General features: G+C 70.7%; 18 protein-coding genes. 9 read left to right on the top strand and 9 right to left on the bottom strand.

Translation table 11 applies throughout. The features are described from left to right. Positions 1-60: 60 nt before the first annotated feature. The 5 genes from TR48_RS46320 to TR48_RS13130 all read right to left on the bottom strand — a co-directional run bounded on the left by TR48_RS46320 (position 61) and on the right by TR48_RS13130 (position 3181). Positions 61-183 carry a hypothetical protein gene (locus TR48_RS46320; protein ID WP_268873575.1) on the bottom strand — a complete coding sequence of 41 codons (123 nt, stop codon included), beginning with the start codon at positions 181-183 and terminating at the stop codon, positions 61-63. A 50-nt stretch (positions 184-233) separates the two neighbouring features. After that, positions 234-560: an STAS domain-containing protein gene (locus tag TR48_RS13145; protein WP_042366396.1), complete on the bottom strand. Its 327-nt coding sequence runs from the start codon at positions 558-560 to the stop codon at positions 234-236. Continuing rightward, the gene (locus TR48_RS13140) at positions 557-1843 is read right to left on the bottom strand and encodes a PP2C family protein-serine/threonine phosphatase (RefSeq protein WP_042366393.1); all 1287 of its coding nucleotides are present in this window, start codon (positions 1841-1843) and stop codon (positions 557-559) included. Before TR48_RS13140 ends, TR48_RS13145 begins: the two co-directional genes overlap by 4 nt. Then, a complete protein-coding gene (locus TR48_RS13135; protein ID WP_042366391.1) occupies positions 1840-2643 on the bottom strand; it encodes an alpha/beta fold hydrolase in 804 nt (267 codons plus the stop codon). Before TR48_RS13135 ends, TR48_RS13140 begins: the two co-directional genes overlap by 4 nt. Positions 2644-2812: 169 nt before the next feature. Next, a complete protein-coding gene (locus TR48_RS13130) occupies positions 2813-3181 on the bottom strand; it encodes an STAS domain-containing protein (protein WP_042366389.1) in 369 nt (122 codons plus the stop codon). A gap of 234 nt (positions 3182-3415) precedes the next feature. Here TR48_RS13130 and TR48_RS13125 point away from each other — a divergent pair, with 234 nt between their 5' ends. From TR48_RS13125 to TR48_RS41875, 3 genes are all read left to right on the top strand, one after another. Beyond that, on the top strand, positions 3416-4279 hold the full coding sequence (locus TR48_RS13125) for a SigB/SigF/SigG family RNA polymerase sigma factor (protein ID WP_042366387.1): 864 nt from the start codon (positions 3416-3418) through the stop codon (positions 4277-4279). 50 nt (positions 4280-4329) lie between these two features. After that, positions 4330-4719, top strand: coding sequence for an SsgA family sporulation/cell division regulator (locus TR48_RS13120; RefSeq protein ID WP_042366385.1), 390 nt, complete (start codon positions 4330-4332; stop codon positions 4717-4719). A 246-nt stretch (positions 4720-4965) separates the two neighbouring features. After that, entirely contained in the window at positions 4966-5388 is a 423-nt protein-coding gene (locus TR48_RS41875; RefSeq protein WP_042366383.1) for an ATP-binding protein, read from the top strand. Positions 5389-5644: 256 nt separating this feature from the next. Here TR48_RS41875 and TR48_RS13110 read toward each other — a convergent pair whose 3' ends face one another. Continuing rightward, positions 5645-5968, bottom strand: coding sequence for a helix-turn-helix transcriptional regulator (locus tag TR48_RS13110; RefSeq protein ID WP_042366381.1), 324 nt, complete (start codon positions 5966-5968; stop codon positions 5645-5647). Between the two features lie 155 nt (positions 5969-6123). Here TR48_RS13110 and TR48_RS13105 point away from each other — a divergent pair, with 155 nt between their 5' ends. From TR48_RS13105 to TR48_RS13095, 3 genes are all read left to right on the top strand, one after another. Next, positions 6124-6369 (top strand): hypothetical protein, encoded by a 246-nt coding sequence (locus TR48_RS13105; protein WP_042366378.1) that lies wholly within the window; start codon positions 6124-6126, stop codon positions 6367-6369. Then, positions 6369-6749 carry an STAS domain-containing protein gene (locus TR48_RS13100; RefSeq protein WP_052442638.1) on the top strand — a complete coding sequence of 127 codons (381 nt, stop codon included), beginning with the start codon at positions 6369-6371 and terminating at the stop codon, positions 6747-6749. The genes TR48_RS13105 and TR48_RS13100 overlap by 1 nt, the downstream gene beginning before the upstream one ends. Positions 6750-6977: 228 nt before the next feature. Further along, entirely contained in the window at positions 6978-8174 is a 1197-nt protein-coding gene (locus TR48_RS13095; protein ID WP_042366377.1) for a PP2C family protein-serine/threonine phosphatase, read from the top strand. A 299-nt stretch (positions 8175-8473) separates the two neighbouring features. Here TR48_RS13095 and TR48_RS13090 read toward each other — a convergent pair whose 3' ends face one another. Beyond that, on the bottom strand, positions 8474-8740 hold the full coding sequence (locus tag TR48_RS13090) for a DUF4235 domain-containing protein (RefSeq protein ID WP_152627946.1): 267 nt from the start codon (positions 8738-8740) through the stop codon (positions 8474-8476). A gap of 540 nt (positions 8741-9280) precedes the next feature. Here TR48_RS13090 and TR48_RS13085 point away from each other — a divergent pair. The 3 genes from TR48_RS13085 (at position 9281) to TR48_RS13075 (ending at position 10779) form a co-directional block, all read left to right on the top strand. After that, positions 9281-9769, top strand: a complete 489-nt coding sequence (locus tag TR48_RS13085; protein WP_042366375.1) for a hemerythrin domain-containing protein — start codon at positions 9281-9283, stop codon at positions 9767-9769. A 135-nt stretch (positions 9770-9904) separates the two neighbouring features. Then, positions 9905-10333 carry a phage holin family protein gene (locus TR48_RS13080; protein WP_042366373.1) on the top strand — a complete coding sequence of 143 codons (429 nt, stop codon included), beginning with the start codon at positions 9905-9907 and terminating at the stop codon, positions 10331-10333. Continuing rightward, positions 10330-10779: a DUF3618 domain-containing protein gene (locus TR48_RS13075; RefSeq protein ID WP_042366370.1), complete on the top strand. Its 450-nt coding sequence runs from the start codon at positions 10330-10332 to the stop codon at positions 10777-10779. The genes TR48_RS13080 and TR48_RS13075 overlap by 4 nt, the downstream gene beginning before the upstream one ends. Before the next feature lie 62 nt (positions 10780-10841). Here TR48_RS13075 and TR48_RS13070 read toward each other — a convergent pair whose 3' ends face one another. Then, a complete protein-coding gene (locus tag TR48_RS13070) occupies positions 10842-11291 on the bottom strand; it encodes an SRPBCC family protein (RefSeq protein WP_042366368.1) in 450 nt (149 codons plus the stop codon). A gap of 172 nt (positions 11292-11463) precedes the next feature. After that, positions 11464-12807, bottom strand: a complete 1344-nt coding sequence (locus tag TR48_RS13065; protein ID WP_042366367.1) for an LLM class flavin-dependent oxidoreductase — start codon at positions 12805-12807, stop codon at positions 11464-11466. Between the last annotated feature and the right edge of the window lie 2 nt (positions 12808-12809).

The raw sequence follows: 12809 nt of genomic DNA, 5'->3' as shown, positions 1-12809 counted from the left end.
ACACTCCGATTTCGGACATCCATGGATCGGCGTGCGGCTCCTGGGACTGGAAACAGGCAGTCAGTGAGTGGCGCCGGCCCGGCAAACGAGGGTCAGGCCGGAGGCGACGAGGAACTCCGGCCACAGATGGGTGTCGGTGACCTCGGCGTCGCTGGACAGGCACACGGTGGGGCTGGTCGACACTCCTCAGCCCCGCACCGAGCCCGGCGGGCATCCGGGCCCGGTCGCGGACGTCACGCCGGGGCGCTGGGGAGGATCGTGAAGACCCGGTCCAAGCCGACGATGCCCAGGATGCGGGCGGTGTTCTCGGGAACCGAAGCCAGGACCATTCCGGTGCCTTGCTCGCTGGTCAGGTTCCGGGCCGCCAGCAGCGCGGTGATGCCGCTCGAGTCGCAGAAGTCGAGACCGGCCAGATCCACCACCAGGACCTGCCCTGCCGTCAGACCGAGGGCCTCGACGGCCCGGCGCAGGGCGGGGGCCGTGGCATGGTCGAGGTCGCCGGCGACCTCCAGGACGGGCCCTGTGGCTGCCTGACGAGTGGTGATCGTCAGCGGAATCATCGGGTCCCGCCGCCGGGGACGCGATCGCAGACCTCCGGCACCGCCGGCACGCCCAGGGCGAGCAGTGCGGTGTCGTCGTCGAGCCCGTCGCCGAAACCGGTGAGGAGCGCAGTCAAGGCTTTGATCAGAGCCTTGGGACCTGTCGGGGGGTGGCTGGCGACGAAGGCGCGCAGGGCGTCCTCGCCGTACAGCTCGCGCTGGGGCCCGGTGCGGGCCTCGGTCAGGCCGTCGGTGTACAGGAGCAGGGTGTCGCCGGGATGCAGTCGGGTGTGGGCGGCGGTGAACTGTACCTGGGGCAGGACGCCGATCAGCATGCCCCCGGGGGTGGGGAGGAAGTCGGCGGTGCCGTCGCCGCGGTGGATCAGAGCGGACGGGTGGCCACCGGAGGCCATGTGCACGTCGACGTGGCCGGCAACGGGTTCCAGGACGCCGAAGATCGCGGTGCAGTAGCGGGTGTCGCCGCTGGAGTAGCGGTCGTGCAGCACGGTGTTCAAGGTGGTCAGCACGGTGGTCGGATCCGGGTCGTGCAAGGCGGCCGCGCGCAGGGTGTAGCGGGTGAGCGAGGTGACCGCCGCGGCCTGGGGGCCCTTGCCGCACACGTCGCCCAGGAAGAACGCCCACCGGCCGGCGTCCAGGGGGAAGAGGTCGTAGAAGTCTCCGCCGAGCAGATCCGGGGAGGCCGTGTGGTAGTGGGCCTGACCCTCCATGCCCGCGATGGTGGGCAGTTGCGGGGGCAGCAGGTTCTGTTGCAGGACGGCAAGGGCCTCCTGGAGGCGCTCACGGTCCGCCTCGGCCCGGCGACGGGCTTCCTCGGCCTCGCGTCGTCGGCGCAGCAGCTCGGTCTCGTAGGCGCGTCGGTCGCGCGCGTCGAACACGGTGGTGCGGATCAGCAGCGGCTGCCCGTCCTCAGTGGTCTTCACTTTCGAGGTGACGAGCACCGGCAGCCGGCCCTCGGCGGCTTTGAGGTCCAGGGCGATGCCGCTCACGTCGCCCTTCATCTGCAGCAGCGGAGCGAAGTGCGTTTCGTGGTAGAGCTTGCCGCCGACGGTGAGCAGGTCGGTGAACCGCATCCGCCCCACCACCTGGGGGCGCGACAGGCCCAGCCAGTCGAGCAGGGTGGTGTTGATCTTCGCTATGGTGCCGTCCATCAGCGTCGACAGGTATCCGCACGGAGCGTGCTCGTAGAGTTCCTCGGCGCTGTCTTCCAGCAGCGAGGTGAACACGGCGTCGGTGGCGTCCGTCTCCGGTTCGTTCTCCGACTCCTCGGCGGCACGGCACATCATTGGGTCGTTCCGAGGAAGTCGAGGATGGCGCCGGCGGTGGCCTGCGGGGCGCTCAGTTGGGGGCAGTGCCCGGTCGCCTGAAGCGTCACCAGGCGGCTGCCGGGGATCGCGGCGTGGACGTAGGCGCCGACCTCACGGGGAGCGATCGCATCGTGTGCGCATTCCAGCACCAGCGTCGGGAGCGTGACCGTCTTGAGGTCCTCACGGCTGTCGGACAGGAACGTCGTCCGGGCGAAGACACGGGCCATGTCCGGGTCGGTCGCGCAGAACGAGGCGGTCAGTTCCTGACCGAGTTCCGGCCGGTCCGCGTTGCCCATGATGACCGGGGCCATCGCCGCAGACCAGCCCAGGTAGTTCGACTCCAGTGACTCCAGCAGCTCGTCGATGTCGTCGGCGCTGAAGCCGCCCCGGTACCCGACGTCGTCGATGTAGCGGGGCGAGGGGGCGACCATGACCAGGCGGGAGAGGCGCTGTGGCGCCTTCGCCGCCGCGAGCACGCCGACCATCGCGCTGACCGAATGCCCGACGAAGGTCACCTCCCGCAGGTCCAGTTCCTCGCAGACCTCCGCCGCGTCCAGTGCGTAGCCCTCGAGCGAGCTGTAGCGCTTTTCGTCCCAGGCCGAAGGGTCCGCGCGGCCCGAGCCGACGTAGTCGAAGAGCACCACCCGGCATGCCTCGGCCAGGGCGGGGAGCACCAGCCGCCACATGTTCTGGTCACAGCCGAAGCCGTGGGCCAGCAGCACCACCGGACCGTCCGCACGACCGGTGACCGTGACGTTGTTCCTCCGCCGTATATCCATGCCGGCCAGTCTTACATCAACCGGCGGAGTTTCCCGTGCTGGACCCCGCCGCCGGCCTCCGGCGGGGCACCAGCCACGCGTGGTCGCCGAGGGTGCCTTGGACCTCACTGCCAAAGCGCCAAGACCCGGCAGGGCGACAGCCCAGGGAGGCTCACAGCAGGTCTGAGTCTCAAAGCGTCGTGAGTGCCTCTGCCACGGTGGGGGTGGTGTCGAGGGCCGCGTCCGCACCGGTGATCTGCAGGAGCCGGAGCATGGCGCGGCTGGGGGCCGCCAGGGTCAGTGGGCGTTGCTGTTCGTGTGCCCGGTGGCGTGTTCTCAACAGGGTGTTGAGGCCGCTGGAGTCGCAGAAGGCGATGGCGGCACAGTCGATGACGAGATGCCCGCCACCGCGCCGCTCCAGGACCTGGCCCAGGGCTTCCTGGAGTTCCTCGGTGGTGTCGTGGTCGAGTTCGCCGAGGACGTGAACGACGGTGCCGCCCGGATGCTCGGTCACGTCAATGGTGAGCCGCTGAGGATCAGCGAAGACGGGGGTGTCCATAGGGGCCTTCCGCAGCGTGGCAACAGTTCCTGAATCCGACTCGGCCCCTCACTGTACGCGGGGGACCGCCCACGGAAGCCAGACCCGATTTCGGCCTTCTGGCTGCTCAGCGGCCAGCGACCGGGGAGCCGAGCGTCAGTCGATTCTGATCGAATCGGGTGTGCATGGATGGCGGGAGGCCGGGTATACGCGGCTTCTGTCGTGTGCGGTTTTGGATCTTGGAGGGGAAGTACCGTGCCTGTCGAAGCCACCCGGCGGACCCGACCCGACGCCCGCGAGACCCTCGAGGATCGGATCACGACCTCGCAGCGGCCGACGCCGAAGGAGCCGTCGAGCCCGACGGTGGGCGAGGTCCGGGAGATGACGGACCTGTTGTTCGTCCGGCTGCGAAGCCTGGAGGAGGGCACCAGCGAGTACTCCTACGTACGCAACACGCTGGTCGAGCTGAACATGGCCCTGGTCCGGCACGCGGCCGCGCGGTTCGCGCACCGCAGCGAGTCGCTGGACGACATCGTGCAGGTCGGCGTGATCGGCCTGATCAAGGCGATCAACCGCTTCGAACCCGAACGGGGACTGGAGTTCGTCACCTACGCGCTGCCGACGATCACCGGCGAGATCAAGCGCCACTTCCGCGACACCAGCTGGGCCGTGCACGTGCCGCGCCGACTGCAGGAACTGCGCATCGAACTGGCCCGCGCCGGCGAGGCACTGCACAGCGAACTCGGACGCGAGCCCACCACCGCGGAGCTCGCCGACCGCATGGGCGTCACCCCCGCCGACGTCGTCCAAGCCCAGATCGCCGCGAACGCCTACACCGCCGGCACCCTGGAGACCCCAGGCACCGACGAGGACGACCACTCCCTGCACGAGCGCCTCGGCGAGGTCGAACCCGCACTGGAGACGATCGAGAACGTCCTGTCCCTCAAGGAGGCCGTCAACAGCCTGTCCGAGCGCGAGCGCACCATCCTGCGCCTGAGGTTCGTCGAGGAACTGACCCAGGCCCAGATCGGCAAGCAGATCGGCGTCTCCCAGATGCAGGTCTCCCGACTCCTCACCGGCATCCTGGCCACCCTCCGCCACGCCCTCACCACCGCCTGAAAGCCACAGCGGTGATGCCTCCCGGAGTTCCAGCGGACCTGCACGCCCCGGTGACGGTCACGGTCGCCGGTGGAGGGTGGGCCCGGCCGCGGCTGCGCTGCACCCTGCGCTACACGGCCGCGGACCCCTACGCGGTGCAACTGTGCTTCCCCGAACTGGGGGCGCAGGGCGACCCGCCGATGTGGTCGTTGTCGCGGGAGCTGCTGGCCGCGGGCCTGTCCCGCCCGGCGGGAGAGGGAGACGTCGTGTGGTCTCCGCGCGGTCGCCGCCGCAGCGCGTTGACGCTGCGCGGACGCCACGACCACGTGACCCTGGTGTTCCGCACCGAACAGTTGCGCCAGTTCCTGGAGCGCACCTGGCAGTGCGTTCCAGCCGGAGCGGAGGCGTGGCTGGTCGACTGGGACCTCCTCGCCCGCAGGCTGTGCAGCCCCACCCGCTGACACGTCCACCGTCCAACCCCCGGCTGTCCGAAGCCCGGCTACCCCTGGAGGCATGGGGCTATGCTCCCGTTGCTGACGAATGACCGCCCGACCGCAAGGGGAGACGCTGCCCATGAACGAGCGGACAGCCGACACCACCCGGCCCTCGACGACAGGTGTCCGAAAGCCGACCGCGCCTGCCGCCGCACTGCCGACCTCGGCCACCGGCGACACGCGGTCTTCCTCCTGCACCGGAGGGAGGCCGCTATGAGCGCGCCGGAGACGGACCGGCCCGTCGTGCCCGCGCAGCAGGTTCGCCGCCTGTCGCTCCGCGAGGTCCGGCGGCCGGTCGGGCGGGCACGGGACTTCATCCGCGAGGTCCTCGCCGACTGGCACTGGCGGGCGGACGACGCGGCGGGTGACGAGGCCGTCGAGGACGTGCTGCTGGTGGTGTCCGAGCTCGTCGCCAACGCCAGCTCCCACGGTGGGGGCGCTGCCGAGATCGCTGTCGTGATCAACGGCCTGCGGTTGACGGTGTCGGTCGCCGATGCCGAATCGCGGCTGCCTCGGGTTCGCCCGGTCGAGCCGTCTCAACCGGGCGGTCACGGACTGCACGTCGTCGAACTCCTCGCCACCGTCTGGGGGACGACGCCAGGACCCCACGGCAAGACGGTCTGGGCCACTTTCTGACGGTCGGCCCGGGCCCCCACCGGACCGGCACACCGGCTGAGCCGTCCGCGGCGTTGCGCGCCCAACAGCGAAGCCGACGCGCGGCCGGCCCGGTGAACCCAGAACGCGCACCCCACCCCGCAGGAACGGGCCGAGCGGGGTCGGGGGCCCGCCCTCCCCCGCGGGTCCCCGGAGCAGCGCGGCTTCCGCTGTCCGGCGTGGCCCAGATGAGTGATCACCTGTCAGTCCGGGCGGGTAGAGTGCGCGCCGGTGACGGTCAGGCGACCGTCGGGGAGGCGGTCCCGTCGGGCGCTTGGGTGAGGACGGCGAGGAGGTCGGAAACGGGCGGCCCGGCGTCGGCGGGGTGCCGCAGGTGGGTACCGGGCAGCACGCGGTAGTGGTTGGTGCGTCCTTCGCGGGTGTGGGTGAGGTAGCCGTCCTGCTCCAGGTCGGCGATGATCCGCATGACCGCGCGCTCGGTCAGCAGGCAGTGCGCGGCGATGTCGCGAACCCGGATGCCGGGGTCGCGGGCGACCTGGACCAGCACCCGGGCGTGGTTGGTCAGGAAGGTCCATCCGGGCGAGGCGGGAGCGTGGTCCATTCCTCCAGCATGACGGTACTGTCGTGACAGCACAAACATGACGTTGGTTTCATGTCATGGTTGACACGCTCGGCCGGGTGGGTGAGTCTTAGGGGGACAGACGCCAGCAGGCCGCCCTCGCGGCCCCGGCCCTCCGCACCGCGGGAGGTAGCACTGTGACCCGCGATGAACTGAACGCGCTGGCCGCGCGGCTGCACGCGCACCCGGGCGGGGTGCCGCGCGCGGTCGAACAGGCGTTGACGGCGCTGGACGCCTACGTGGCCCTTGCGGAGAGCCATCCCGAGGACGCGGGCCTGGCGATGGAGCGCAGTCGCGTGGCGGATCTGTGGGACGCGCTGCAGGCCGCGGCCCTGGCCTACAGCCCCCTCGCCGTGACGCCGGCACCGACGGAGGCCGCCTGATGTCCGGCTCAGCCGACTTGTCCTCCTGGCGGGCGCGCTGCACCGCCGAGTCCGTGGACGACGTGCTGGTCTACCGCCTCTTCGGAGACCTGGACCACGGCGCGAAGGACACGCTCGCGTTCGACAAGCCGCTGGCGGACTTCCACGCCGTCGTGGTCGACCTCACGGACGTCACCTTCTTCACCTCCACCGGCCTCAACGCCCTGCTCGGGCTGCGGCTCCGCGCCGAACCCCTGGGCATGCCGGTCCACCTGTGCAAACTGCCCGCGGCCACCGCCCGGGTGCTGGAGGTCACCGAAGCCACCTGCCTCTTCCAGATCCACCCGGATCTGGAGGCCGCACTCGCTGCGGCCCAGCCACCACCGGCCCAGCGCTTGTGACACCGAGGGTGGAGCACGCTGGGAGGTTTGCCCGCTTCGACCTTCCGGACCTCGACTGCGTGGTCATCGCGCTCGATTGCGTCGCCCGGACGAGCCACCGACCCGGTACCGAGATCCGGTCTACCGCCAAGACTCGTTGCTCCCATGGGCCCACATCGGCCGCGCGCCGAGGTGGGCCCGGGCTCAAACTCGAAAGAGGAGCCCAGACGGCGAGAGGGCCGGTGCGCGATGGCGGAGGAGCTGGGGGCCGCACTGGCCCGGTTTCTGGAGCGAACGCATACCGCGGCCCCGCTGCAAGTGGCGCAGCTGGTCGACGAGGCGGCCCGCCATCTGGGGATGGCGTCGGCGACCGTATACCTGGCGGACGTGCAGGAGGACCAGCTGGTGCCCCTGCTCGGCCCTGGCGAGGGCGATGACGGGGACGCGCTGGCGATCGAGGGGACGGTGGCGGGGTGGGCGTACCGGACGATGTCGCTGCGGCTGTCGCGCCGCCGGCCGCTGGCGGTGTGGCTACCCCTGGTCGACGGCATCGCCCGGATCGGCGTCCTGCACATCACCGCCGACCAGATCACGCCCGCGATGCTGGACAGCGCCACCCAGCTCGCGGCGGTGACCGCGCTGACGATCGTGTCCAAGAGCGGATTCAGCGACCTGTTCAGCCGGGTCTCGCGCCAGCGCCCGATGACCACCGCGGCGGAAATGGTGTGGGCGTTCCTGCCGCCGCGCACGCTGGGCACCAGCCGGGTCACCTCCACGGCCGCCCTGGAGCCCGCCTACGAGATCGGCGGCGACGCCTTCGACCACGGCCTGGACGACGGGCGTCTGCACCTGACCGTCGTCGACGCCATGGGGCACGACCTGGCCGCCGGGCTGGCCTCCGCGGTCGCGCTGGCCGGCTGCCGCTCCACCCGCCGGGCGGGCGGCACCCTCACCGACATCGCCGACCGGATCGACCACGACCTGCACCGTTGGCAGCCCGGCGGCCTGCTCACCGGCGTCTTCGCGCACCTGGACCTTGTCACCGGGCGCCTGGCCTGGGTCAACGCCGGGCATCCGCCGCCGCTGCTGATCCGCGCCCACCACGTCGTGCCGGGGGCCCTGGAGGCCCCGGGCGAGCTCCCCTTGGGACTCGGCCCGGGCTACACGCCCTCCCGCACGATGCACGAGGGCCAGTTGGAACCCGGCGACCGCGTCCTGATCCACACCGACGGCGTCACCGAAGCCCGCTCCGCCGACGGAGGGCAGTTCGGCGAGGACCAGCTCGTCGACTTCGTCACCCGAGCCCTCGCCGCCGGCGAACCCGCCCCCGAAGCCCTGCGCCGCCTCATCCACGCCATCCTCGACCATCACCACGGCCGCCTGCAGGACGACGCCACCATCGTCTTGGCCGAATGGCACCCCGAGGCCGGAGAGGCCTGGTCCTGACGGCCTTGAGCCCCACTCCGCGGCGGACACCACGCCCGCGGCTCCTTGTTCCCTTCACCGCCTGGACGCATCGGACGATGTCGCTTCCCCGGCGCGGAGCACCGGAAGATCCGCACCGGGGACCTGCTGACTGCGAGCGCGGCGACGGTCAGCGGGTGCGGCGGTGGCGTCCCGCGGCGCTCCTGTGCGTTACGGCGAGCAGGGCGGCGAGCACCGGTGGGGCCAGGAGCAGGATCTCGGCGACGGTCATCGGCAACTCCTGTTCTTTTGGGGCGCGGGGCAGACCCGGGTCGGCGAAGCTATTCGGGCCAGGCGCCGGTCAGCTTCTTGACGGTGGCGGCTCCGGCGCGGTCAACGGTTGCCTTGGCCAGGGCGAACACCGCGCCTTGCAAGGCCGCGGCAGCCAGCACCTCGCCCCAGGAACGGTCGCGTTCCGTTGCCTTCGGCGGCTCCGCCTCGCCGGAGGCGGCGCGCCACACCTGCCTGGTCACCGCGCCCGCAGCGGCACCGGCGGCGGCGCTCAGGAGCACCCCGACCGGCTTGTAGGCCAGCTTGGTCGCGTTCACACCCCTCTCCTCCTCTCCTTCGGGCCGGATTCGGGCCGGATTCGGGCCGGATTCGGGCCGGAGCGGACGGGACGGAAAACCGCGCCGTCCCGCCCCTGCCCCTCCCCGCGGCTCTGCTGCTACCAGCGGCCGCGGGACTCGCCCGCGCCGGGGAAGAAGAAACCGGCGACATGACAGCCAACTCCCTGAGACCGCATGTGCCCCCGAACACCCCCGCCATGCGCACGATGTCGCGGCACGAGGCGACACATCCGGCCCAGCCCGGGTGCGTGCACTCCGGCGGAACGGTTAGACGACAAGGGACCGACACCAAGCTCCGATGGAAAGGAAAGGGGACCTCGTGGGCAGGGACACAGCTCGCACAGGGCGCGCGACCGCCGTCGCTGGGATCCGGACCTTCCAGGAGCGTGTGCACGACACACGGCAGGAACGCTCACAGCCCGCGCCGGGGCCGGCTGAGCCGCGCCACCGTGCACGGACAGGCCGGACGTGCTGTCCTGACACAACGAAACCAATCCCCTGACGCAGAAGGGAAGTCCCGTGTCGACCGACGCGATCGTGCTGCTCAAAGAGGACCACAAGAACGTGCGGAAGCTGTTCCGCGAGTTCCACACCAAGGGCGCCGACCAGAGCCAGATCGTCTCTAAGATCCTCGAGGAGCTGACCGTCCACACCTACATCGAGAACGAGGTCATGTACCCGCGGGTGCGCGAGCTCGTTCCGGACCTGGAGCAGGACATCCTGGAGTCGTTCGAGGAGCACCACGTCGCCGACGTGCTGTGCGCGGAGCTCGCCGCCATGGACCCGGACGACGAGCACTTCACCGCCAAGGCCACCGTCCTGATCGAGAACGTCGACCACCACATCGACGAAGAGGAAGGCGAGTGGTTCCCCAAGGTCCGCGAGGCCCTGGGCCGCAAGGAACTGCAGGAGATCGGTGAGCAGCTGCTGGCGGCCAAGGAGAAGGCGCCGCGCGAGCCCTCCCAGCCCAGTGCGCTGCGCAAGGCAGCCGACGCGGTCCTCAGCTGACCGGCAATCCCGGCGCTGCGCCCGTCCCTCTGAACCGCGAGGCCCGGGGTACACGCTCGAACGAGCAGACGACCGGAAGGCCGGGACGAAAACCGGTCATCGGATGGAAAAGGGAGGTGATGGGCCGTGTCGAGCATGCAGCCGCAATCCAGCGCCGCCAACCGCCAGGCGGGCGGTGCCGGTCAGGAACCAGTAGCTGAGCTGGTGCAGCGCGCCTCGCAGCAGATGACGGAGCTGGTGCGCGGTGAGCTTGCCCTGGCGCAGGCGGAGATGAGACAGAAGGGCAAGCGTTACGGCCTGGGCGGCGGGCTGGTGGGCGGCGCCGGGGTCGTCGCCTTCCTTATGCTGCAGGCCCTGGTGGCCGCCGTGATCGCTGCGCTGGCGGTGGTCCTGCCGGTATGGGCGGCCGCGCTGGTCGCCGCCGCGGTGCTGGGTGTGGTCGCTGCAGTGCTGGCCCTGGGCGGGAAGAAGCAGGTCAACCGGGCTGGATCGCCCACACCCGAGCAGACGATCGAGAACGTGAAGGCCGACGTGGCCGAGATCAAGGAGAGCGCGCAACGATGACCCAGCCGCCCCACGACGAGCCGTTTGCCTCAAGCCCCGAGGAACTGCGCGAACAGGTCGAGCAGACCCGCGCCGAACTCGGCGAGACGATCGAGGCGCTCACGGCCAAGACCGACGTCAAGGCCCGTGCACGGGAAAAGGCCGCCACCGTCAAGGAACAGGCCGCCGCCAAGGCCGGCGAGTTGAAGGAGAAGGCCACCGACCTGGCGCACCAGGCTCAGGGCAAGCTGCCCGACCCCGTCAAGGAAACGGCTCACCAGGCCGCCGGACAGGCACGGGCCAAGGCTACCGAGGCCGGCCGGCTGTGGGAGGCGAAGACACCCGAGCCGGTGCGGCACACCACTGCCAGGGCCGCGCGGACGGCGCGGGACAACCGCGGACTCCTCCTGGCTGCCGCGGGCGTCTGCGTCGTGATGTGGCTCGCCTGCCGCCGTCGAAAGGACTGACGGTAGAAAGACCGAAGGGCCCCGGCAAGCGCCGGGGCCCTTCGCACGTCTGCACCCGTGCGTCACAGGTGGCCGCGGTAGCCGCCGGTCTCCATGCCGCGCTCCTCGATGAAGTGCTTGAAGCGCTTGAGGTCGCCCTTGACCTGACGGTCCAGCATGCCGGTCAGGTCTGCGGCCTTCTCGGTGATGCCCTCGGGCTGGAAGTCCATGGCCAGCATGACGCGGGTGTGGGTGGCGTCGATCGGCTGGAAGGACACCATGCCGGTCTGCTTCACGTCCCCGCTGGTGGTGCGCCAGGTGACGTGGTCGTCCGGGACCTGGTCGACGATCTCGGTGTCGAACTCACGAGTGGCGCCGGCGACCTTCGTCCTCCAGTGGTTGTGCCGGTCGTCGATCTGGGTGATCTCCTCGACGCCGTCCATGAAGTTCGGGAAGTCCTCGAACTGCGTCCACTGGTTGTACGCGGTGGTGATCGGCACGTCGACGTCGATCGACTCCTGGACCTTGCTCATGGTGTGCTCCTTCCATGGCGGGAACCTCTCTGCCGGTTCGCCTGCCCGCGATGGCAGAAAGCACACGGACCGTTTGAAGGCCGATAGGGTGCCCGCCTGCCGGGCGCGGGCGGCGGGGCGGGCACGACGCCGGGCCGGCGGTCGTCCGGGACGTCGTACCGGGAGGCCTGGGTCACGCGGACACACCGGCGGCAGCAGCGGTGGCGTACTGGTTCACCGGGCGGGGCAGGCCGTAGTGCTCGCGCAGGGTGGCGCCCTGGTACTCCGTGCGGAACAGGCCGCGCTCGCGCAGGATCGGCAGCACCTCGGCGACGAAGACCTCCAGCCCGGAGGGCAGCACCGCGGGCATCACGTTGAAGCCGTCGGCCGCGCCGTGCTCGAACCAGTGCTGGATCGTGTCGGCCACCTGGACGGGCGTCCCGGTGAAGGTGCGGTGGCCGCGGCCGCCGCCGAGTCGGCCGATGAGCTGCCGGACCGTCAGGTGTTCCCGCCGGGCCAGTTCGACGATGAGGGTGTAGCGGCTCTTGGAGCCCTCGACCTCGTCCTCGGTCGGCAGGTCGTCGGGGAGCTCCTGGTCGAACGGCAGCCGCTCCGGCTCCACCCTGAGCAGCGTGGCCAGCTGCTCCCGTGCGTACTCCGGCCGGATCAGTCGGTCCAGTTCGGCTTCGAGCTCGCGAGCCTCCGCCTCGGTCGCGCCGATGACGGGGACGATGCCAGGCAGAATCTTGACGTGGTCGGGATCGCGTCCGGCGGCCGCGGCGCGGCGCTTGACGTCGGTGTAGAAGGCCCGCCCCTCCTCCAGCGTCGGCTGAGCGGTGAAGACGGCCTCGGCCCAGCGGGCGGCGAACTCCCGGCCGTTCTGAGACGAGCCGGCCTGGACGAGCAGCGGGTGTCCCTGCGGGGACCGGCGCACGTTCAGCGCGCCCTCCACCCGGAAGAAGCGGCCCAGGTGGTCGGCGGGGCGGACCTTGTCGGCGAGCGCGTGCACGCCGGACTCCTTGTCGGCCACCAGCGCGTCGTCGGCCCAGCTGTCCCACAGCTTGGTGGAGACCTCCAGGAACTCCGCGGCCCGCTCGTAGCGGACGCGGTGCAGCGGCTGGCCCTCCAGGCCGAAGTTGCGCGCCGCCGCGTCACCGGCCGTGGTGACGATGTTCCAGCCGGCGCGGCCACCGGAGAGGTGGTCGAGGGAGGCGAACCGGCGGGCCAGGTTGTACGGCTCGTTGTAACTGGTGGACGCGGTGGCGATGAGCCCGATGTGCGTGGTCCCGGCCGCAAGGGCGGCCAGCAGCACCGTCGGTTCCAACCTGGCGGAGGGCCGGCGGGCCGGGTCGCCCCACAGCACCGGGCTGTCGGCGAGGAAGACCGAGTCGAACTTCGCGTCCTCCGCGATGCGGGCCAACCGCTGGTGGAAGGCGAGGTCCAGGTCGGCAGAAGGGTCGGACTCCGGCAGCCGCCAGGAGGCCTCATGATGCCCGGTGTCGTGGATGAACAGGTTGAAGTGCAGTTGCTTGCCCATGG

It is taken from the genome of Streptacidiphilus neutrinimicus, assembly GCF_000787815.1.
Classification (GTDB): Bacteria; Actinomycetota; Actinomycetes; order Streptomycetales; family Streptomycetaceae; genus Streptacidiphilus; species Streptacidiphilus neutrinimicus.
Note: the sequence above shows the minus strand (reverse complement) of the source record. Positions and strands in the feature narration are given on the sequence as shown.

What these genes read in the sequence shown, in the direction of transcription:
- TR48_RS13145 (WP_042366396.1), bottom strand. Translation starts at nt 560, where the DNA reads ATGATTCCGCTGACGATCACCACTCGTCAGGCAGCCACAGGGCCCGTC.
- TR48_RS13140 (WP_042366393.1), bottom strand. Translation starts at nt 1,843, where the DNA reads ATGATGTGCCGTGCCGCCGAGGAGTCGGAGAACGAACCGGAGACGGAC.
- TR48_RS13135 (WP_042366391.1), bottom strand. Translation starts at nt 2,643, where the DNA reads ATGGATATACGGCGGAGGAACAACGTCACGGTCACCGGTCGTGCGGAC.
- TR48_RS13130 (WP_042366389.1), bottom strand. Translation starts at nt 3,181, where the DNA reads ATGGACACCCCCGTCTTCGCTGATCCTCAGCGGCTCACCATTGACGTG.
- TR48_RS41875 (WP_042366383.1), top strand. Translation starts at nt 4,966, where the DNA reads ATGAGCGCGCCGGAGACGGACCGGCCCGTCGTGCCCGCGCAGCAGGTT.
- TR48_RS13110 (WP_042366381.1), bottom strand. Translation starts at nt 5,968, where the DNA reads ATGGACCACGCTCCCGCCTCGCCCGGATGGACCTTCCTGACCAACCAC.
- TR48_RS13100 (WP_052442638.1), top strand. Translation starts at nt 6,369, where the DNA reads ATGTCCGGCTCAGCCGACTTGTCCTCCTGGCGGGCGCGCTGCACCGCC.
- TR48_RS13095 (WP_042366377.1), top strand. Translation starts at nt 6,978, where the DNA reads ATGGCGGAGGAGCTGGGGGCCGCACTGGCCCGGTTTCTGGAGCGAACG.
- TR48_RS13080 (WP_042366373.1), top strand. Translation starts at nt 9,905, where the DNA reads ATGCAGCCGCAATCCAGCGCCGCCAACCGCCAGGCGGGCGGTGCCGGT.
- TR48_RS13075 (WP_042366370.1), top strand. Translation starts at nt 10,330, where the DNA reads ATGACCCAGCCGCCCCACGACGAGCCGTTTGCCTCAAGCCCCGAGGAA.
- TR48_RS13070 (WP_042366368.1), bottom strand. Translation starts at nt 11,291, where the DNA reads ATGAGCAAGGTCCAGGAGTCGATCGACGTCGACGTGCCGATCACCACC.
- TR48_RS13065 (WP_042366367.1), bottom strand. Translation starts at nt 12,807, where the DNA reads ATGGGCAAGCAACTGCACTTCAACCTGTTCATCCACGACACCGGGCAT.